Annotated in this window: 17 protein-coding genes; 6 read left to right on the forward strand and 11 right to left on the reverse strand. The window is 60.1% G+C overall.

The features are described 5' to 3' along the window. Positions 1–26: 26 nt before the first annotated feature. Positions 27–2192, forward strand: a complete 2166-nt coding sequence (locus U367_RS0128965; protein WP_028619682.1) for a TonB-dependent receptor — start codon at positions 27–29, stop codon at positions 2190–2192. A 4-nt stretch (positions 2193–2196) separates the two neighbouring features. Here the strand turns inward: U367_RS0128965 and U367_RS0128970 are convergent, their stop codons facing one another. After that, complete coding sequence (locus U367_RS0128970) at positions 2197–3879, reverse strand: AMP-binding protein (RefSeq protein WP_028619683.1); 1683 nt, start codon at positions 3877–3879, stop codon at positions 2197–2199. A gap of 260 nt (positions 3880–4139) precedes the next feature. Between U367_RS0128970 and U367_RS0128975 the strand changes: the two genes are divergently transcribed. Then, positions 4140–4916 carry an ABC transporter substrate-binding protein gene (locus U367_RS0128975; protein ID WP_028619684.1) on the forward strand — a complete coding sequence of 259 codons (777 nt, stop codon included), beginning with the start codon at positions 4140–4142 and terminating at the stop codon, positions 4914–4916. A 121-nt stretch (positions 4917–5037) separates the two neighbouring features. Here the strand turns inward: U367_RS0128975 and U367_RS0128980 are convergent, their stop codons facing one another. The 5 genes from U367_RS0128980 to U367_RS0129000 form a co-directional block, all read right to left on the reverse strand. Next, the gene (locus U367_RS0128980) at positions 5038–5664 is read right to left on the reverse strand and encodes a helix-turn-helix transcriptional regulator (protein WP_010211240.1); all 627 of its coding nucleotides are present in this window, start codon (positions 5662–5664) and stop codon (positions 5038–5040) included. After that, positions 5664–6797, reverse strand: coding sequence for an NAD(P)/FAD-dependent oxidoreductase (locus U367_RS0128985; RefSeq protein WP_028619685.1), 1134 nt, complete (start codon positions 6795–6797; stop codon positions 5664–5666). Before U367_RS0128985 ends, U367_RS0128980 begins: the two co-directional genes overlap by 1 nt. After that, the gene (locus U367_RS0128990) at positions 6794–7738 is read right to left on the reverse strand and encodes an ornithine cyclodeaminase family protein (RefSeq protein WP_028619686.1); all 945 of its coding nucleotides are present in this window, start codon (positions 7736–7738) and stop codon (positions 6794–6796) included. The genes U367_RS0128985 and U367_RS0128990 overlap by 4 nt, the downstream gene beginning before the upstream one ends. Positions 7739–7822: 84 nt before the next feature. Next, positions 7823–8086 (reverse strand): hypothetical protein, encoded by a 264-nt coding sequence (locus tag U367_RS0128995; RefSeq protein WP_032864608.1) that lies wholly within the window; start codon positions 8084–8086, stop codon positions 7823–7825. Between the two features lie 133 nt (positions 8087–8219). Then, positions 8220–9161 carry a LysR family transcriptional regulator gene (locus U367_RS0129000; protein WP_028619688.1) on the reverse strand — a complete coding sequence of 314 codons (942 nt, stop codon included), beginning with the start codon at positions 9159–9161 and terminating at the stop codon, positions 8220–8222. Positions 9162–9270: 109 nt separating this feature from the next. Between U367_RS0129000 and U367_RS0129005 the strand changes: the two genes are divergently transcribed. From U367_RS0129005 to U367_RS0129015, 3 genes are all read left to right on the forward strand, one after another. Then, positions 9271–10770, forward strand: a complete 1500-nt coding sequence (locus tag U367_RS0129005; protein WP_028619689.1) for a CoA-acylating methylmalonate-semialdehyde dehydrogenase — start codon at positions 9271–9273, stop codon at positions 10768–10770. Positions 10771–11010: 240 nt separating this feature from the next. After that, positions 11011–11949 (forward strand): pectate lyase family protein, encoded by a 939-nt coding sequence (locus U367_RS0129010; protein WP_028619690.1) that lies wholly within the window; start codon positions 11011–11013, stop codon positions 11947–11949. A gap of 251 nt (positions 11950–12200) precedes the next feature. Beyond that, positions 12201–13451 carry a glycoside hydrolase family 68 protein gene (locus U367_RS0129015; RefSeq protein WP_028619691.1) on the forward strand — a complete coding sequence of 417 codons (1251 nt, stop codon included), beginning with the start codon at positions 12201–12203 and terminating at the stop codon, positions 13449–13451. A 250-nt stretch (positions 13452–13701) separates the two neighbouring features. Here the strand turns inward: U367_RS0129015 and U367_RS0129020 are convergent, their stop codons facing one another. The 4 genes from U367_RS0129020 to xylA form a co-directional block, all read right to left on the reverse strand. Next, positions 13702–14838 carry a sugar ABC transporter permease gene (locus U367_RS0129020; RefSeq protein ID WP_028619692.1) on the reverse strand — a complete coding sequence of 379 codons (1137 nt, stop codon included), beginning with the start codon at positions 14836–14838 and terminating at the stop codon, positions 13702–13704. Beyond that, complete coding sequence (xylG, locus tag U367_RS0129025; protein WP_174890981.1) at positions 14839–16383, reverse strand: D-xylose ABC transporter ATP-binding protein; 1545 nt, start codon at positions 16381–16383, stop codon at positions 14839–14841. It abuts the gene before it with no gap. 5 nt (positions 16384–16388) lie between these two features. After that, positions 16389–17381, reverse strand: a complete 993-nt coding sequence (xylF, locus tag U367_RS0129030) for a D-xylose ABC transporter substrate-binding protein (protein WP_028619694.1) — start codon at positions 17379–17381, stop codon at positions 16389–16391. Positions 17382–17643: 262 nt separating this feature from the next. Continuing rightward, a complete protein-coding gene (gene xylA, locus U367_RS0129035) occupies positions 17644–18960 on the reverse strand; it encodes a xylose isomerase (protein ID WP_028619695.1) in 1317 nt (438 codons plus the stop codon). Between the two features lie 138 nt (positions 18961–19098). Between xylA and U367_RS0129040 the strand changes: the two genes are divergently transcribed. Continuing rightward, positions 19099–20274 (forward strand): XylR family transcriptional regulator, encoded by a 1176-nt coding sequence (locus tag U367_RS0129040; RefSeq protein WP_028619696.1) that lies wholly within the window; start codon positions 19099–19101, stop codon positions 20272–20274. Here the strand turns inward: U367_RS0129040 and U367_RS0129045 are convergent. Further along, the gene (locus U367_RS0129045) at positions 20271–21536 is read right to left on the reverse strand and encodes a carbohydrate porin (protein WP_028619697.1); all 1266 of its coding nucleotides are present in this window, start codon (positions 21534–21536) and stop codon (positions 20271–20273) included. The two genes, U367_RS0129040 and U367_RS0129045, sit on opposite strands and share 4 nt — an antisense overlap. Positions 21537–21566 lie beyond the last annotated feature (30 nt).

Genomic DNA, 21566 nt, shown 5'->3' on the forward strand with positions numbered 1-21566 from the left:
TCTCACGATGAAAGGACCCTGATGCCATGCCCGTTGCCAGCCGGTTAACCCTCGCTGTCCGTACTGCCCTGATGCTCGCCGCCGCTAGCACCAACGCCTGGGCTGCCACCCAGGCGTCGACCGACGACAGCGCGCAAAGCCTGACCCTTGACGCGACGAACGTCAACGCCGTTTACCACGGCCCCACCGACTTGCCGGAGGTACTCGCCGGTGGCCAGGTCGCCCGTGGCGCGCGTTTGGGCATGCTGGGCAACAAGGACGTGATGGACACGCCGTTCAGCGTCACCAGCTACACCGCCAAGACCCTGGCCGACCTGCAAACGGTGACCGTGGCCGATGCGTTGGAGCGGGATCCTTCGGTGCGCTCAACCGGCCAGACTGGCGGTATTGTCGATTCGTTTTTCATCCGGGGCTTTGCCATCGGCGAGGGCAACCTGGGCGAGTTGGCCTACGACGGTGTGTACGGCGTGGCGCCCAACTACCGGGCGTTTACCGAGTACGCTGAGCGCGTCGAAGTGCTCAAGGGACCGGGCGCGTTGATGTACGGGATTTCACCGAACAGCGGCGTGGGCGGGGTGATCAACATCGTGCCCAAGCGCCCGCTGGACCAGGATTTGACGCGCTTCACCGGCAGCTACGCTTCGGACTCCCAAGTGGGCGGTCACCTGGATATCAGCCGACGCTTCGGTGACGAAAACCAGTTTGGCGTGCGCTTCAACGGCAGCCTGCAGGGCGGCGATACCGCCGTGGACAACCAGAACCGCGACGTCGGTATCGGCGCCATTGCCCTGGATTATCGCGGTGAGCGCCTGCGCCTGAACCTCGACTACATCAGCCAGAAGGAAAGCTGGGAGGGCGCCTCGCGGCCCTTCACCATTGCGCCAGGAGTAGAAGTTCCGTCCGCGCCGAATGGCCGCACCAGCCTGCCGCAGAAATGGGGTTGGTCCGATACCAAGGAGCAATCGGCCTTGCTCGGCGGCGAATACGACCTCAACGACAACCTGACCGTGTTCGTCCATGCCGGTGGCGGCAAGTCGGATGTGAAACGCATGTCCGACCAGGTGCCGCGCATCCTCAATGACGCCGGCGACACCAGCAATATCCCGGGCTACTATAAATTCAACGTCGACCGCTCGACCGCTGACGTGGGCCTGCGCGGGCTGTTCGCCACGGGGCCGGTCACCCACACCACCACATTGATGGCGACCCGTTACCAAGATGAACTGTCGCGGGGCATCACCAACGGCACGGAGATCCGCTCCAACATCTACCATCCGGTCGACACGCCCAAGCAATCGATCAACACGCCGAAGGTGCTGCGCATTTCCGAATCGGAACTGTCCGGCGTGGCGCTGACCGACACCTTGGGGATTCTGGATGACCGCATTCAGCTGACGTTGGGCGTGCGCCGCCAGGACATCGAGTCGCGCAACTACAGCGCCACCGGTGTGGTCAGCTCGCGCTACAAAGACAACGCCACCACGCCGTTGGTGGGGGTGGTGCTCAAGCCCTGGGAGGATGTGTCGCTCTACTACAACTATGTTGAAGGCCTAAGCAAAGGTGATATCGCCCCCGGTACCGCTGCCAATGCCGGCGAGACGTTTGCACCTTACGAGTCCAAGCAGCACGAACTTGGCGTGAAGTATGAGCACGGCACCTTCGTGACCACCGTGGCGCTGTTCCAGATTGAAAAGCCCAGCGGCGAATTGGGCGCCAACGGTGTGTATTCAGTACAGGCCGAACAGCGTAACCGAGGCCTCGAACTGAGCATGTTCGGCGAAGTGGCGCCCGGCACTCGCTTGATGGGCGGCGTGACCTTCCTCGATGGCGAGCTGACCCGGTCCGCGACTGCCGCCAACCGTGGCAATAAACCGGTAGGCGTGCCGGATATCCAGGCCAACCTCTGGGCCGAGTGGGACACGCCGTGGCTGGAAGGCTTCACCCTCACCGGCGGTGCGATCTACACCGATAGCCAGTACGTCAGCCAGGCCAATACCCAGGAACTGGATTCATGGACGCGCATCGATGCCGGCGCGCGTTATGCGACCAAGATCGAAGGCCGGCCAACGACCTTCCGCGCGACCGTACAGAACGTGTTTGACCGTGAGTACTGGTCGGGCGTGGCCTCGTACGGCGCCTTCTCGCCGGGTTACCCGCGCACCTTGCAGCTGTCGGCCACGGTGGACTTCTGACCGGTCAGGCAAAGTCCTCTTCGAAATACTCCTGTTCACCGCGTGTGTCGCTTTGGCGCCGCACCACCTCCATCTGCCGCAGCTCCACGCGGCGGATTTTTCCGGAGATGGTCTTGGGCAGCTCGCTGACAAACTCGATGCGTCGCACCCGCTTGTAAGGGGCGAGATTTTCGCGGGCGAAGGCGAGGATGTGCCGGGCCAGTTCCTGGCTGCCCGCTGCGTCGTGGGCCAGGATCAGGAACGCCTTCGGCACCGCCAGGCGCAACGGATCGGGGCTCGGCACCACGGCCACTTCCATGACCGCCGGGTGTTCAATCAAGGCGCTTTCCAGTTCGAATGGGCTGATGCGGTAGTCGGAGGCCTTGAACACATCGTCGGCGCGACCGACGAAGGTGATGTAGCCGTCGGCGTCGATCTGCGCGGTGTCGCCGGTGCGGTAGTAGCCGTCACGCATGACCTCGGCGGTTTTCTCCGGGCTGTCCTCATAACAGAGCATCAGGCCGAGCGGACGAGCGTCCAGGGGCAGGGCGACTTCGCCTTCAGTACCAGGATTGCCATCCGGGTCGAGCAGCGCAACCTGATAGCCCGGCAACGGGCGGCCCATGGAACCGGGCTTGAGCACCTGGCCGGGCGTGTTGCCCACCAGGGCAGTGGTTTCCGATTGGCCGAAGCCATCACGCAACGGCAGGCCCCAGGCATGCTGGATCTGTTCGATGATTTCCGGGTTCAGCGGCTCACCGGCGCCTACCAGTTCGCGCAGGCTCAAGCGTGATTTGTAGCTGGCGAGATCCTCTTGGATCAGCATGCGCCATACCGTGGGCGGCGCACACAGGCTGGTCACGCCGTAGCGTTCCAACGCACTGAGCAAGGCCGGCGCGCTGAACCGCGCGACGTTATGGATAAAGATGCACGCGCCGGCATTCCACGGGGCGAACAGGCAACTCCATGCGTGCTTGGCCCAACCCGGTGATGAGATATTCAGGTGCAGGTCGCCCGGTTGCAGGCCGATCCAGTACATGGTCGACAGGTGGCCGACGGGGTAGCTCTGGTGGCTGTGCAGCACCATCTTCGGCTTGGACGTGGTGCCGGACGTGAAATACAGCAGCATCGGATCGGTGGCCAGGGTGCGGCCTTCGGCCTCGAACTGCTCGGGGTATTCAAAGGCCGCGTTGTGCGCGACCCAACCGGCAGGGGCAGACCCCACACAGACGCGGCTGCAACCGTCCGCCAGCCCGGCGAACTTGTGCACATGTGCTTCACCCACCACCAGGTGACGAACCTGCCCGCGCTCGATGCGGTCGCGCAGGTCATCGGGGTTCAACAACGCTGTGGCCGGGATGACCACCGCGCCGAGCTTGAATGCGGCAAGCATGGTGTCCCACAACGCCACATCATTGCCGAGCATCAACAACACACGATCACCCCGGCGCACGCCGAGGGCGCGCAGGTGGTTGGCCACCTGGTTGGAGCGCGTAGCCAGTTGCTGGAAGCTGTAGCGCTGCCCGCTGTTGTCTTCCTCTACGATCCACAGCGCATCCGCCGCATTACCCTCAGCCATGGCGTCGAAATAGTCCAGGGCCCAGTTGAATTCGCCCAGTTGCGGCCAACGGAAATCCCGTACGGCGGTGGCGTAGTCGGTGCGGTGAGCGAGCAGAAAATCCCGAGCGGCCAGGAAGGGCTGGGTCATGGTGGCTGTCCTTAATTATTGTTGTGGGACTTTGCCTCGGCTGAACCGAGAAGCTGGACCGAGTATAGGCACGCAGAAATCAGAGCAGAACGCTCAAAAACACCGTTGCGTTGTGCAAAAAAGTCATGGGTGTTGAACCGCCAAGCAGGGTGATTGACGATAAAGACGTAAAAGTCCAATATGGAATTATAAGTACAAAAAACTGGCTTCATCTCTTTCTTCAGGCTTGCCAAACCAACAACAACTTGCGAGAACACTCCATGAAGAAGCGCCCCTTTATCACCGCATTGGCCCTAGGCTTACTTGCCTCCAGCCATTTGATGGCCGCCGAGAAAACCCTGCGCATCGGCATTGAGGCGGCTTACCCGCCGTTCGCGTCCAAGACGGAAGAAGGCAAGATCGTCGGCTTCGACTACGACATCGGTAATGCGCTGTGCGCGCAGATGAAGGTCAAGTGTGTATGGGTTGAAGGCGAGTTCGACGGCCTGATTCCTTCGCTCAAGGTGAAGAAAATCGACATGGCGTTGTCGTCCATGACCATCAATGAAGACCGTAAGAAGTCGGTGGATTTCACCCACAAGTATTACTTCACCTCATCGCGGCTGGTGATGAAGGAAGGCGCCGTGGTAGATGACCAATATGCCAGCCTCAAGGGCAAGACCATCGGCGTACAGCGCGCCACCACCACCGACCGGTATGCCACCGAGGTGTTCGAGCCCAAGGGCATCAACGTCAAGCGCTACAGCAATAACGAAGAGATCTACATGGACCTGGCGGCCGGGCGGCTGGATGCGATCTTTGCCGACACCATCCCCCTGAACGACTTTTTGCAAATGCCACGGGGCAAGGGCTACGCGTTTGTCGGTCCGGAACTCAAGGACCCGAAATACGTGGGCGAGGGTGCAGGGATTGCGGTGCGCAAGGGTAATACCGAGTTGGTCAGCGAGTTGAACGAGGCCATCGATGGCATTCGTGCCAGTGGTGAGTACCAGAAGATCTCGCAGCAGTACTTCAAGTCCGACATCTACGGCGATTGATTGCCCCCTGTAGGAGCGAGCTTGCTCGCGAAAAACGCTAACGATAACGCGTTCATTATGGCTTAACGCGTCGTCAGTGACTTTTTCGCGAGCAAGCTCGCTCCTACAAGGGGTAAGTCGATCAGCCCTTCAACTCTTTCAGGTGTTTGTAGACCGTCGCCCGCCCCATGCCCAGCACATTGGCCACATAGTTCGAGGCGCTCTTGCCCTTGAACGCCCCTTCGGCGTGCAGCGCCAGCACCAGCTCACGCTTGTGGTCACGGGTCAGCAGGTTCAGGCTCAACTGACGCTCGCGCATCCACGCATGCAGAAATGTGTTGATGCGCTCCTGCCAGTCATCGCGAAACAGCGAGTCCGGTTGCGGGATCAGTTTGCTCGGCGACAGGAACAGGTCCAGCGCCGCCTTGGCATTTTCAAACAGTGAGATATTCAGGTTGATGCACAGCACCGCCAGCCGACGACCTTTGTGGTCATGCAGCACGGTACTCAGGCTGCGGATTTTCTGACCGTCCCAGTTGAGCTTTTCGTACGGGCCTATGTTCACATCGCTGACGTCATCACTGAGCATGTCCTCCAGCGCCGAGTCATCACCGATGCTGCGCTTGGACAGATTGTTGGCGATGTAATCGACTTTTTGCGAGCGCAGGTCATGCAACACCGCTTCAGCGTGGGGGAAGAACAGGGTGGCGATGGCGTCAGCCATCGCACGGAAGTTCTGCATGACCTTGTCTTGTTCAGCGGTGTTCATCAATGGGGCTCCAGGCGGGCAGGGGAGAGCATACCAGCGTCGAGGCCGAACTGCGTCAGAGCCTCCGGCAGCGGCGCGCCACGCACCAATGCAGCACTGGCCTGGCCCATGGCCGGCGAGGTCTGGATGCCATAGCCGCCTTGTGCCGCTACCCAAAACAGGCCCGGTATCATCGGGTCGAAACCCGAGAGCAGATCACCGTCGTGCACAAAGCTGCGCAGGCCGGCCCAGGTACGGGTCGGGCGGCGGATGGTCAGGGTGGTGGCTTCTTCGATCTGGTAGATGCCCATGGCGATGTCCAGTTCTTCGGGCTGGATATCCTGGGGTTCCACGGGATCGGCATTGGCCGGTGAGCCGAGGAACATGCCAGCGTCGGGTTTCATGTAGAAGGATTCGTCCAGTGCCACCAGCATTGGCCAATGGTGGCTGTCGATGCCTTCGGGACCGGCGAAGATGAACGCCGAGCGCCGCTTGGGCTGCAAGCCGATAGATGCGGCGCCGGCGAGCCCGCCGATATGGTCGGCCCAGGCCCCGGCAGCGTTGATGATGACGTGCGCGGTATGGGTTGTATCTTGGGTTTGCACGTGCCAGATGCCGTCGGCGTCGCGGCTCAAACCGAGCACATGACTGCCGGTGCGCACTTCGCCGCCGTTGCGGCGGATGCCACGCAGATAGCCCTGGTGCAGGGCGTCGGTATCGATGTCGCTGGCGGTGGGGTCATACAGCGCCCCGTGGACTTTTTCGCGGCGCAGGATCGGCAATTTTCCACAGGCTTCGTCGGCGCTGAGCAATTGCACCTGCGACACGGTGGCCTTGGCGCTCAAGTACTGGGCGTTCAACTCGGCCGCATCGCCAATGAAATCCACGGTCATTTCGCCCCGTGGCGTCAGCAGCGGGTGTTCACAGAAACCGGCGGGCGGGTTGTCGAAAAAATCTCGGCTGGCCAGGGTCAACGCGCGTACCTGCGGGGTGCCATAGGCGGCGGTGTACAGCGCGGCTGAGCGCCCGGTGGAGTGATAGGCCGGGTGGTTTTCGCGCTCCAGCACCAACACCTTGCCGTGCTGCGACAACCAGAACCCCGTGGACGCGCCGGCAATGCCGCCGCCGATGATGATGAAGTCTGCGTGGCTCATAACTGTCTCCAGAGTGCATTGGCCAGGGCGATGTCTTCCAGGCCCAGGCCTATGGAACGGAAGAATACGTGGCAGTCGTAGGACGGACGCTGCACCTGTTCGCTGAGTAATTCGGGTAGGTCACCAGCCACGGTGCGCGGGTCCCAGCCGTGTTGTTCAGCGGCGATCAGCATTTCACCCGCCGCGCCTGGGGTAGTACGGCGATAGTCGCAGAATACCTGCATCGCGCCGAGACTTTGCGGCGAGACCTCATGGGCACGCGGAGCGTTGGTGCTGATCGACGTGATCAGCGCCGGTTTGCTCAGGCACGCCGGATCGAGCACCGGCGTGGCCGACGACGTGCACAGCAGGATCACGTCTGCATCGGCCACCGCCGCCTCGCAGCTGTGAGTGATGTTTACCCGTGGGTCCAGATGCTTGATGTGTGCGATAGCATCGGCGGATGCATTGACCAGGCTTGGCGAAAACACACTGATACTCTGCCAATCCCTGAAGCCTTTCACATAGTGCAGGTGCGCCTGGGCCACCTTGCCACTGCCGATGATCGCCAATCGTCGCGCTGCCAAAGGCGCCAATGCATCCACCGCCAGTGCAGTCGTTGCCGCAGTACGTGCCGTAGTCAGTTCGCCCGCATCGCACAACAGCAATGGTTGGCCGGTCTGCATCGACATCAGCAAGGTCCAGGCCGTCACCAGCGGGCCTTGTTCACGCACGATGTAGGGCGAAGTCTTGACACCGTACACCCCATCCTCGGCCAGTACGCCCAGGTAGTTGATGAAGTCGCCCGCCGCTTGCGGGAACTCCACGAGTTGTTGCGCCGGCTGCACCGCTTGCCCGGTTGCCAGGTCACGGAACAGTTTGCGCAGGATCTGCGGTACATCGATTTGACCGAGCAACTCGCGGGCTTGGGCCTGATGGATCACATGGGGTGTGCTGGACATCGGTGTCTCCACGGATAAACTAATTTGTCCATTATGGACTTTTAGTTCTGCCGAGCAATATCCTGCGAGAAAAAAGCTGACGCCTTACTTACCCAGGTTCTGATTCATCAGATTGCCCAGCACCGGTCCGCGGCTGGCTGCTTGCCACTCATGGAAATTCTGGCAGCCCTGCACATTTGCCTCGGCGAGGTTGCTGCGCGGGTCGCAGATCATCGACCAGCGTTGCTGCAACGACGGGTACTTGATGAAGTCAGCCCGCGTGGGTGGCTGGCAGCCGAGCAGGGCAATGGCGGACATCACCGCAGCGGTGGTTTGAAAGGCGGTGGAGGGGACGATGTTCCAGTTCATGATGATCAATACTCCCCGCACGGGAGCCCTTGAGATGGAGCTGCAACGGCCTGGAGTGTTGTGGCCGCAAGAGAATCCTACGGGCCAATTGGTTCCTTAAAAAGATCCACTTAAAGTTGATTTGACCAGGCCATTAGTGGGTTTTGTATTGAAACCCGCCGGACAATTTCCCCTTCAAGTAACTGACCAGCTCACTCACCGCCTTCGGCACATGCGGCGAGTACGGTCGGATCAAATAGATCTCATCGGCAAACGCCCCCTTGAGCGTCCAGCCCTTGAGCACCTGCACCAACTTGCCGCTGGATAGGGCGGCATGGGCGCTGAAGTCCGGCAGCAGGGCGATGCCCAGGTGGTTGAGCGCCGAATCGCGCAGGGCTTCACTGTTATTGGTGGCGAAGCTGCCGGCGATGGGCACGGTGAGGCGTTCGACGTGTTTAGTGCCGCGTTCGAAGGTCCAGGCAGGCTGATCGGTGCCTCGTGGGTAGAACAGACAGTTGTGGGTGGACAGCTCACCGGGTTCGCGCGGTTCGCCGTGGCGCTGCAGGTAATCCTGGGTGGCGACCAGCACCGAGCCGGTGTCGCACAGCTTCCAGGCCACATGGGTTTCCGGCACCTGGAAACCGTGGCGCACGGCCAGGTCGTACCCTTCGGCGGCCAGAGAACTCAGGGCGTCCGACACATCCAGTTGGATGCGCACCTGCGGGTACTGTTGCAAAAACTCCGACAGATGCGGCACCAATTGCTGACGGGCAAACGCCACGGGCGCCGTCAGCCGCACCAGCCCGCGAATCTCTCCGACCGAGTCGCGCACAGACGAGAAGCTGCGGGCGATTTGCTTGTAGGCGCTGCGCACTTCACGGGTCAGCGACAACCCCGCATCGGTCAGCCTGACGCTGCGTGTGGTCCGCGTTACCAACCGCGTCCCGGTGGCTTTTTCCAGGTCAGAAATGCGCTGGCTCACGGCGGACTTACTGACGCCCAGACGCGCGGCAGCGGCGGTGTAGGTGCCTTGTTCTTCCAGCACCGACAGCCAGTGAATATGGGTCCACAGCCCTTCGATCTCAGTTTTTTCCATAATTGTATTGTTCGCATTAATGGACAATAAGTTCTGGATTCTGCTCTGGTTTGGAACAAATCGGAAGCCTATGGTGTGTCCCAACGCTACCCACCTGGGATTTACTGCCATGACAACCACAATCGAGCACTACATCAACGACCAGCGCGTGAGCCGCGATGATCGCTATCAGGACGTCTACAACCCGGCCACCGGCGAAAAGACTGGCCGCGTCGCCCTGGCCAGCCGCCAAACTGTCTCCGAAGCCGTGGCCGCTGCCCAGGCTGCCTTCGCCGACTGGGCCGACACTCCACCCATCCGCCGCGCCCGCGTGTTGTTCGAATACCTGCACCTGCTGCGTGCACGCAAGGATGACCTGGCGCGCATCATCGTCGCCGAGCACGGCAAGGTCTTTACCGACGCCCAGGGTGAAGTCGACCGTGGCATCGACATTCTCGAATTTGCCTGCGGCATTCCCAACCTGCTCAAGGGCGAACACTCCGACCAGGTTTCCCGTGGCATGGACAACTGGACGATGCGCCAACCGCTCGGCGTTGTGGCCGGTGTTACACCGTTCAACTTCCCGGTGATGGTGCCAATGTGGATGTACCCGATCGCCATCGCGGCGGGCAATACCTTCATCCTCAAGCCAAGCCCGACCGACCCAAGCGCGTCGCTTTTCATGGCCGAACTGCTGCGCGAAGCCGGCTTGCCCAAAGGCGTGTTCAACGTGGTGCAGGGCGACAAGGAATCGGTTGATGCGCTGATCGAACACCCGGACGTCAAGGCCGTGAGCTTCGTTGGCTCTACCCCGATTGCCCAATACATCTACGAGACCGGCGCGCGCAATGGCAAGCGCGTGCAAGGCCTGGGCGGCGCCAAAAACCACATGGTGGTGATGCCCGACGCGGATATCGAAAAAACCGTCGACGCCCTGATGGGCGCCGCCTACGGCAGTGCCGGCGAACGCTGCATGGCCATCTCCGTCGCCGTGCTGGTGGGCGATGTGGGTGACAGAGTCATCGCCGCCTTGACCGAGCGTGCCAAGCAACTGCGCATCACCGACGGCCGCGACCTTAAGGCCGAAATGGGCCCGATCGTATCCCGCGCGGCGCTGGAGCGTATCAGCGGCTACATCGAACAAGGCGTACAGGCCGGCGCGCAACTGCTGCTCGACGGGCGCGACTACGTGCCCACCGAAGCGGGCCTGGAAAACGGCTTCTGGCTTGGCGCGACTTTGTTTGATCACGTGACCAAAGAGATGAGCATCTACCGCGAAGAAATCTTCGGCCCGGTGCTGGCCTGCGTGCGCGTGAATGACTTCGGCGAAGCGATCAAGCTGGTCAACGACCACGAATTCGGCAATGGCGTGAGCTGCTTCACCCGCGACGGCAATATCGCCCGCGAGTTTGCACGACGGATTGAAGTGGGCATGGTCGGCATCAACGTACCGATCCCGGTGCCGATGGCATGGCACGGGTTCGGCGGCTGGAAGAAGAGTCTGTTCGGCGACATGCATGCCTACGGCACTGAGGGCGTGCGCTTCTACACCAAGCAGAAGTCGATCATGCAGCGCTGGTCGGAGAGCATCGAGCAGGGCGCGGAGTTTGCGATGCCTGTGTCCAAGTAACGGCCAAAAGAACACAGCAGGGTAAATGTGGGAGGGGGCTTGCCCCCTCCCACATTTTTTGGCTGCGTAAGGGTTGACGATCCGGTGAATCGAGAATACTGTACATAAACACAGTGTTTAAGCGCTGATCGACCAACACCCGGCAACCTCAGTCCTGCCAAACACTGTGTGCAAGTTAACGGATTAACTTGATGCACAGGCTCGTCTTACCGAGCCATTTTATTGATAGAGAGGGAACTCATGTCCTATCCAGAAAGCAAACTCACCGGTTTGACCGGTTTCGCCCAAGCGGCAAAAGTGACAGGTGGCTGGTCCGGCCCTGTGGTCAGTATCACCACACTCGATCAACTCAAGGCTAATATCGGCGATACCACCCCACGGGTACTGGTGATCAACAGTAATATCTCGGCGTCGAGCCTGACTAAAGTCAACATGGGCGCCAACAAGACCCTGATTGGCTCGTTCCAGAACCGCACCCTGGAGAATATTCACCTGCGTGCAACGGCGCAGTCGCAGAACATTATTCTGCAGAATCTTATCTTCAAGCATTCGGCAAATATCAAGGCCAATGACGATATTCAGGTCTACTTGAACTACGGCAGCAAGTATTGGATTGACCATTGCTCTTTCGTCGGGCACAGCTGGTCCACCACTGACGGCAGTGAAGATAAACTGCTGTATATCGGTGAAAAGGCCGATTATGCCACCATCAGCAACTGTTTCTTTGGCAGCCACAAGTATGGCCTGATCTTCGGCCACCCGGCGGATGATAATAAAGCAGAGTTTAATGGTTATCCGCGCCTGACGCTGTGCCATAACCGCTTCGACAACATGGAAGTGCGTGCGCCTGGCTTGATGCGTTACGGTTATTTTCATGTGTACAACAACTACATCAATAACTTCCACCTCGGTTTTACCCTGGCACAAAACGCCAATATCCTTTCTGAAAGTAACTACTTTGGCGAAGGCAGCCAAAATAAAGGCATGTTGGACGACAAAGGCACTGGCACGTTCACCGATACCAACAGTGTCCCGCCGATCACCAATCAGAAGTCGCCTAAAGCGCAATGGACGGCCCTTTCCAACTATGGCTATACCTTGAAGACCGCCGCACAAGCCAAGGACTTTACCCAGAAGAATGCCGGCGCCCAGTCGGTAGCCCTGATCTTTGGTAGTTGATTAGCTAGCTTTCTACTTAGCGATCATTTAATACGGGTGCCATTGTATTTATATCAAGGATATAAATACAGTGATGGCCTTTGTAATCTAAATAATTCTTCATGTTGCGACAGGTAGGTTTCCATGTTAAACCTTATTTCGCACTTGCAGAGCCAACTATCTCTTGCTCTTTCAGCCACTATTAAGTTGTTGGCTGTCATGTGCTATTTAATCTTCGCTTGTCACTTAAGCGTCAGCAAAAGGACATCATCATGAAACACGCGAATCACACACCCACTCGCTGGACACGGGCCGATGCGCTGAAAGTTAATGAGAATGACCCGACGACAACACAGCCGTTAGTGAGTCCTGACTTTCCTGTCATGAGTGACACGGTCTTTATCTGGGACACCATGCCCTTGCGTGAACTGGATGGCACAGTGGTATCGGTCAATGGCTGGTCGGTGATCTTCACCCTGACCGCCGACCGTCGTCCCCATGACCCACAATTCATCAACGCCGATGGCCGCTACGACATCAAGCGCGATTGGGAAGACCGCCATGGCCATGCGCGTATCTGCTATTGGTACTCGCGCACCGGCAAGGACTGGATCTTCGGCGGCCGGGTCATGGCCGAAGGGGTTTCGCCGACCACGCGTGAATGGGCAGGCACACCGATCCTGCTGAATAACAACGGTGATATCGACCTGTACTACACCTGCGTCACACCGGGCGCCACCATTGCCAAAGTCAGGGGCCAAGTGGTTACGTCGGATACCGGCGTTACCCTGCAGGGCTTTGATCAGGTCAAATCACTGTTTGATGCCGACGGCATCTATTACCAAACCGAAGCGCAAAATTCGACCTGGAACTTTCGCGATCCCAGCCCCTTTATCGATCCCAAAGATGGCAAGTTGTACATGGTGTTTGAAGGCAACGTTGCCGGCGAGCGCGGGACTCACGAAGTGGGCCCGAATGAAATAGGCCTGGTGCCGCCAGGGCATGAAGATGTCGGCGGGGCACGTTATCAGGTTGGCTGCATCGGCATCGCCGTGGCCAAAGACCTTAACGGTGACGAGTGGGAAATTCTGCCGCCCCTGGTCACTGCCGTGGGGGTCAACGACCAGACCGAGCGTCCGCACTATGTGTTCCAGGACGACAAGTATTACCTGTTCACCATCAGCCACAAATTCACTTACGCGGACGGCGTGACCGGCCCGGATGGCGTTTATGGGTTTGTCAGTGATCACCTGTTTGGTCCCTATACGCTGATGAACGCTTCCGGTCTGGTGCTTGGCAATCCGCCTTCGCAGCCATTCCAGACGTATTCCCATTGCGTGATGCCCAATGGCCTGGTGACCTCGTTTATCGACAGCGTGCCCACCAGCGGCGATGACTACCGCATCGGCGGCACCGAAGCACCCACCGTGAGGATTGTATTGAAAGGCGATCGCTCGTTTGTGCAGGAGGCTTACGACTACGGTTACATCCCGGCGATGCGCGATGTTGTGTTGAGCCAGTAACTCACTAAAAAGCCACTCTTCGGAGTGGCTTTTTTACGCCTGTTTTTTATGCCTGCGCTGTTGATGGCTTCAGGCGCGCGAGGGTGGATCGCAGGCTCGCCATTGATTCCTGCAGGCACAAGGCGACAAAGATTGTCTAGGAAACGTCCTGCAATTAAACGCGACACGCCTTGCTGGCGCTTCTCAAACCATGACCAAATGCCGCTAACGCCACCTCTCAATGTGGGAGCTTCGGTGTTTTTCCGGACCGTTACCGACGACCTGTCCGCGTACTCACATCCACCCACACCGCCAACACCAGAATGCTGCCCTTCACAATCATCTGCCAGTAACTGTCCACATCCAGCATCGACATGCCATTGTCCAGGCTGGTAATCACCAGCGCGCCCAACAACGCGCCGTACACCGTGCCCGAGCCGCCACGCATGGACGTGCCGCCGATAAAACACGCAGCGATGGCATCCAGCTCGCCCATATTCCCCGCCGACGGCGAACCGGCAGCGAGGCGGGCGGTGTTGACCAGGCCGGCGAGGGCGCACATCACGCCCATGATGCCGAAGATCCACAGCTTCACCGCCTGCACGTTGATGCCCGACAGGCGCGTGGCTTCCATGTTGCTGCCCACCGCGTAGACGCGGCGGCCGAACACGGTCTGGCTGGTGACGTAGCTGAATACGCCCAGAAGCACGAGTAGAAGCAAGACGGGGACGGGAATGCCGTCGTAACTGTTGAGCGTGGTGACGAACCCGGCCAGCACGGCGCCGATAAGTACCACGCGGACCAGATCACGCACGAGGGAATGTGCCGCAAGACCATGCAGCGCGCGATTGCGTCGTTGTTTCCATGTGAGGAACAGCGTCAGTGCAAACAACAAGACGCCGAGCCCAATACCCACCGAATGCGGCAGATACCCCTGGCCCACATACACCAGCGACGGCGAAACCGGCGCGATGGTGGTACCGCCCGTGATCCCCAGCAGAATCCCGCGAAATGCCAGCATTCCACCCAAGCCAACGATAAACGAAGGAATCCGCAGGTACGCGGTCATGTATCCGTTGGCCACGCCGATCATCAGCCCACACAACGCCACCAGGCTCAGGTTGGCCAGCAGCGGCACGTGATAAACCACATCAAGGATCGCCGCCAACCCGCCCAGCAACCCGAGCAATGACCCCACTGACAAATCAATCTCGCCGCTGATGATCACCAGTACCATGCCGCACGCCAATATCCCGGTGATCGACATCTGCCGCAGCAGGTTGGACAGGTTACGTGGTGTGAGAAACCCGCCCTCGGTCTGCCAGCTGAAAAACAGCCAGATCACCGCTACGGCGATCACCAGGGCGAGCATTTTGTAGCGGGTAAACAGCTGTTTGAGCTGATTCATCTACGCGGTCTTCCGATCATTATTGTTATGGCTGAGCGCAGCCGCGAGCACCTGTTCCTGGGTGAGGCCGTTGTTGACGAAATCACCGCGCAGCAGGCCTTCGCCGATCACCAGCACGCGGTCGGAGACCCCGAGTACTTCGGCCAGCTCCGAGGACACCATGATGATTGACACCCCTTCGGCCGCCAGGGCGTTCATCAACTTGTAGATCTCATATTTGGCGCCCACGTCCACGCCGCGCGTGGGTTCGTCGAGGATCAACACCTTGGGCTTGGCCATCAGCATTTTCGCCAGCACGGCCTTTTGCTGATTACCCCCGGACAGGCTGGTGATCGGCAAAAACGGGCTGGAGGTCTTCAGGTGCATGCGTGCGATCTGCTGGTCGATGCTGCCCAGTTCGGCTTCGGCATCGATACGCGTCATGTGCGCATAGGTATCGAGCACCGCCAGGGTGATGTTCTGGCCCACGCCCAGATCGGGAATGATGCCCTGGCGCTTGCGGTCCTCGGGCACCATGCACAGCCCGGCGCGGATGGATTTGAGCGGCGTGCGTGTGTCGATCACCTGGCCGTCCAACCACACCTCGGCGCTGTAGCGCCCTGGGTAGGCGCCGAACAGTGCCGACACCAGTTCCGTACGCCCGGCGCCCACCAACCCGGCAATGCCGAGGATTTCCCCGCGTTTGAGCACGAAGGAAATGTCGTCCACACGCTTGCGCTTGGGGTTGTCGACGTCATAGCAGGTGACGTTGCGCGCCTCGAAAATCACCTCGCCTACGTCATGCGGCTCGGTGGGGTAGAGGTTGCTCATCTCGCGGCCGACCATCTGGGTGATGATCTGCGCGATGTCCATGTCGGCCATGGCCGTGGTCGCGATGTGCTTGCCATCGCGGATCACCGCAATGGTGTCGCACACCGCCGCCACTTCATCGAGCTTGTGGGAGATGTACACGCAGGCCACGCCCTTGGCCTTGAGGCCGCGGATGATGTCCAGCAGTACTTCGATTTCAGAGCGCGTCAGGGCCGAGGAGGGCTCATCGAGAATCAACAGGCGCGCCTGTTTATTCAGGGCCTTGGCGATTTCCACCAATTGCTGGTAGCCGCCGCCGTACTGCGACACCGGCAGCGCGACGTTCATGTCCGGTACCTTGAGCTCGCGCATCAAGGCTTCGGCGCGGTGGATCATCGCCGGGTAGTTCATGCGCCCACCCGGCAAGGTCAGTTCGTGGCCCATGAAGATGTTTTCGGCCACCGACAAGTCAGGCACCAGGGTCAGTTCCTGGTGAATGATCACGATCCCCGCCGCCTCGGTCTCGCTGATCGACTGAGCCTCGAGCGGCTGCCCGTCCCAGAGGATTTCACCGTCCCAGGTGCCGTACGGATAAACCGCCGACAGCACCTTCATCAGGGTTGATTTACCGGCGCCGTTCTCGCCGCACAGGCCGACGCATTCCCCCGGCCGTACCTTGATGTCGATGCCGTTGAGGGCGTTGACACCGCCAAAGGTTTTGACGATGCCGTTCATTTGCAGCAGGTAGTCGGACATGGCGGTCACTGCCCGGCAATCTGCTCTTTGGTATAGAACCCGTCTTTCTCCAACAGATCGATATTGGCTTTGGTCAGCGGGGTAGGCGTGAGCAGGATGGTGTCGACCTTCTTGCTGCCGTTGTCGTACTGCGAGCTGTAGGTCGGCTTCTCGTTACGCGCCAGTTGCACCGAGAGCTTGGCGGCTTCGGTGGCGATCAGCTTGAGCGGCTTGTACACCGTCATGGTTTGGGTGCCGTCGATCACGCGCTTGATCGCGGCCAGGTCGGCGTCCTGCCCGGAGATCGGCACCTTGCCCGCCAGTTTCTGCGCGGCCAGGGCCTGGATCGCACCGCCAGCGGTGGCGTCGTTGGAGGCGACGATGGCGTCGATTTTGTTGTTGTTCCGGGTCAGGGCGTTTTCGACGATGCTCAGGGCTTCGGTGGGGTTCCACTCCTTGACCCACTGCTGGCCGACCACCTTGATATCGCCCTTGTCGATGGCCGGTTGCAGCACCTTCATCTGGCCTTCGCGGAGCACCTTGGCGTTGTTATCGGTGGGCGCGCCGCCGAGCAGGAAGTAGTTGCCCTTGGGCGCCGCTTGCAACACGCCGCTGGCCTGCATTTCGCCGACTTTTTCGTTATCGAAGGAGATGTAGGCGTCGATGTCCGCGTTGAGAATCAGGCGGTCGTAGGACACTACCTTGATCCCGGCTTTCTTGGCTTCTGCGACGGCGTTGGTGAGCACGGTGGCGTTGAACGGCACGATGACGATCACGTCGACGCCACGGGAAATCAGGTTTTCAATCTGCGAGATCTGCTTCTGCTCGTTGGCATCGGCCGATTGCACGAAGACCTTGGCGTCGAGTTTTTCTGCAGCTGCGACGAAGTAGTCGCGGTCGCGGGACCAGCGTTCCAGGCGCAGGTCGTCGATGGAAAAGCCGATTTTCGGGTGGGCTGAGTCGGCCATGACTGGCAGGGCGAGCAGGGCCAGGGCAGTGGCGATGAGTGTACGTTTCATGATTGTGCGTCCTTTTATTGTTGTTGGAAGACTCTAGACAAACACTGTATCCGTGGTGAGCGGGCTTGCTGTGGTGAGCGGGCTTGCCCCGCGCTGGGCTGCGAAGCAGCCCCAAAACCAGGCACCTCAGAGTGTCAGGTAAAAACACATCGCCTGCAGTGGGGCCGCTACGCGCCCCAGCGCGGGGCAAGCCCGCTCACCACAAACAAGCCAACACCCCACATACAAGCCAACCCCACAAGCAAGCCCGCTCGCCACAGTGCTAGCGGTAGATAAACCGATTCACAACACCTTCAAGCATTTCCTGCCGACCACTCACCGCCTGCGGGTTCAGCTCCTGGGCAAACGCATGCTCAGCCAGTGATTCCAGGCTGAACTCACCCGCCAGCACGGCCTGGCCCAACGGTTGCTGCCAGCCGGCATAACGTTGGTCCTTGAACTGCTGCAACCGGTCGTTCTCGACCATCGCCGCCGCGCGTTCCAGTGCCAGGGCCAGCACATCCATGGCCGCCACATGCCCGTGGAACAAGTCCACATCGTCCAGGCTCTGGCGACGCACCTTGGAGTCGAAGTTATAGCCGCCGTTCTTAAAACCGCCAGCCCTGAGGATTTCATAGGTGGCCAGGGTCATCTCTTCGACGCTGTTGGGGAACTGGTCGGTATCCCAGCCGTTCTGCGGGTCGCCTCGGTTGGCGTCGATACTGCCGAAGATCCCCAGGGACACGGCGGTGGCAATCTCATGATGAAAGCTGTGCCCGGCCAGGGTCGCGTGGTTGGCCTCGATGTTTACCTTGATCTCCTGTTCCAGGCCGTATTCATGCAGGAAGCCAAACACCGTGGCGCTGTCGTAATCGTATTGGTGCTTGGTCGGTTCCTGGGGCTTGGGTTCGATCAGCAGGTCGCCCTTGAAGCCGATCTTATACTTGTGTTCCACCACCATGCGCATGAAGCGCCCGAGTTGTTCGCGCTCGCGCTTGAGGTCGGTGTTGAGCAGGGTTTCATAACCTTCGCGGCCACCCCACAGCACATAGTTGGCGCCCTTGAGCCGCAGGGTCGCATTCATCGCGCTGAAAACTTGGGCAGCGGCGTAGGCAAACACCTCCGGGTCCGGGTTACTGGCGGCGCCGGCGGCAAAGCGCGGGTTGCTGAAGCAGTTGGCAGTGCCCCAAAGAAGCTTGATCCCGGTCTGTTCCTGATGGCGCTCCAGGTGATCGACCATCTGCGCAAAGTGGTGGCGGTATTCCTTGAGCGAGCTGCCTTCGGGGGCGACGTCCGTGTCGTGAAAGCTGTAGTAGTCGATGCCCAGCTTGGAGAAAAATTCGAAGGCGGCGTCTGCCTTGCCGATGGCCAATTCCATCGGGTCGCCGCTGCGCTGCCACGGCCGCTTGAAGGTGCCCACCCCAAACATATCCGCCCCCGGCCAGACGAAGGTGTGCCAATAACAGGCCGCCATGCGCAAGTGTTCGCGCATGGGTTTGCCGAGGATGAGCTTGTTGGCGTCGTAATGGCGAAAGGCGAGGGGGGCATCGCTATTGGGGCCTTCGAAGCGAACTTTCTCGACACCGGGGAAGTACGGCATGGCGTTTTCCTTATTGTTCTTGGCGGTGGCTCGATACTAGCAACGGCGTGCGGCCTGCCGATTACGAAAATCACCAAGAGACGGTGCGATTTTGCGTGGCAGGGACTAGTCTGTTTTGATCGGCCCAGGACAACAACAATGAAAACCCTACCGCCCGTGCACCGCATTGCCTTGCTGTTCAACGGCAGCAAAATCTACGACCGTGGCATCATCGCCGGCATCGGCAATTACCTGAGCAGCACTCGCGCCTCCTGGGACTTGTTTCTGGAAGAAGACTTTCTGTGTCGCCTCAAAGGCATCGAGCGCTGGCAGGGCGATGGCATCATTGCCGACTTCGACGACCCGCTGATTGGCGAGGCGCTGGCCGGGAGCAAGGTGCCGGTGGTGGCGGTTGGGGGTTCTTACGAGGATGCGCGCGCCTATCCCAAGGGCATTCCCTACGTGGCCACGGACAACTATGCGTTGATCAAGTTGGCCTACGAACATTTGATCGAGGCCGGCCTGACCCGGTTTGCCTGTTTCAGCCTGCCTGAAGCCCAGGCCAATCGCTGGGCCCAGGAGCGTGAAAAAGCCTTTCGCCGCCTGCTGCAACGGGACGGTTTGCAGGTCGAGGTCTATCGTGGGCTGGGCACCAGTGCGCCGCTGTGGGACAGCGCTGTCGAACAGCAAATCGCCTGGCTGCACAGCCTGCCAAAACCCATCGGCATCATCGCCGTCACCGACGCCCGCGCGCGGCAGTTGCTGCAAGCGTGTCTCACGGCAGGGATTGCCGTGCCGGAAGAGGTGGCGCTGATCGGCATCGACAATGATCCGCTGACCCGAACCCTCACACGGGTGCCGTTGAGTTCGGTGATCCAGGGTACGGAAACCATGGGCCGTACCGCCGCCGCGTTGCTGCATCAGATGTTGCACGGCAAGCCTTGTAAGGCGGAGCAGATCCTGGTGCCGCCGGAGGCAATCAATGTGCAAGCGTCCAGCCTGCATCAGCCCTTGGGCAATCCGTATGTGATGCAGGCGTTGTTGTTTATCCGTCAGTACGCGTGCCAAGGGATCAAGACAGCCCAAGTGGCGGGGTACGTGGGGATATCGCGTTCATCCCTGGAGTCGCATTTTCGCAAGGAACGCGGGTGCAGCGTGCATGACGAGATCCTGCGCTTCAAACTCGCCGCGGCCGCCAAGGGCCTGCAGAATCAGGCCCTGGCGATTGCCGATATTGCGCAAAGCTGCGGCTTCAAATCCGCGCAGTACCTGCACACGGTGTTCCGCCGCGAGTTTGGATGTACGCCACGCGAGTATCAGCAGAGTGAGGCCTAGAACACGGCCTTGACTTGCAAGCCCAGCACCAGCGCGTTGTCGATGTTCTCGCCTGAGAACGCCCCCGGTTCGAGGATGTATTGCACATCCGGGCGCAGGGTCAGCCAGGGCGTGGCCTGGTAGCCGTAGCTGAGTTCGATCAGCTGTTCTGCATTGTTCAGGTTGGGGTAGTCGTTTCCGGCGTTGAACGCGGCCAATTCCTGCACCTCGCGGCTGCGGGGGTTGGGCACGGCGCGACCATAACCCAGCGCCAGGGTGTCACGCGGCCGGCCTTCGAACGGTTTGTACAGCACCACGCCCGCGCCATACCATTTGCTGAACGGCGAGGCCGCTTCACTGGCGGCGGAGTATTGGCCGAAGGCGTGCAGCACGCGGCCAGCGGAGGAGTCGGAAGCCCAAACGGCTTGGTCGATCAGCAGGTAGTGGCCGCCGCGACCGCTGACCTCCTTGCTGCTGCCGATGCGTTTCACGTCGGAGCTGTCGTAGTAATAGCCCAGCTTGTATTCACCCGGCAGGTTGCCCGCGTGTTTGTACACCAGCTCGATCGGCACCACGGTGCCGGTAGTGTGTTTGGGGCTCAGCTTCCAGGCGCGGCTGGAATTGCCGTTGCTTTCCGGGTCCACGTTGAACGCGGCGACGCGCAGTTGCCAGTTGGGGGCGAAGTCGTATTTCACCCGCGCACCCAGGCGCGCATTCGGGTAGTTGGTCCAGCCACTGCCGCCGGACATATTCAGCGGGTGCCCGCAGAAACCGGCGTTCATGAAGTTGCACAGGATCCCGCTGTCCAGGCCGCCGAGGTCGTTGCCCATGGCCATATAGCCGAGCTTGACGTTGAGTGCCGGGGTAAACAGGGTGCGCTCGTAACTCAGCTCGGTCAGGCGCGTGTAGAGGCCGCCGTAGTTTTCCTGGATTGGCAGGCGATTGCCCACCAAATCCTCGGAAGCGCTATTGCCACGACGGTCGTTGATAGTGACCTGAATGCGATCGCCATTATTGAAGCCATACAGCTTGCCCAGGTCGAACTGCACGCCCAGCTTGAGGTTCTGCGAGTAACGCGCCGAACGGTGCTGGCCGCCGTGAGCGTTGTAGGCGGTTTCGCCGCTGTAGTCGCCGGTAAAGCGGATGCCTTGTGCGTCGAGTTCACGGCGCAGGCCGCCCCAGTCGCCGGTCAGGGTGGTGTCATCGGCTTGCACGGGCAGTGCGGCGCCCAGGGCCAGGCCCAGCAACAGGCGCCCAAGGGGAATAGGAGAAGTGGGGGTCATGCGGGTTCTTCCAGACAGAAGGCGCGGCGC

The organism is Pseudomonas canadensis (assembly GCF_000503215.1).
Classification (GTDB): domain Bacteria; phylum Pseudomonadota; class Gammaproteobacteria; order Pseudomonadales; family Pseudomonadaceae; genus Aquipseudomonas; species Aquipseudomonas canadensis.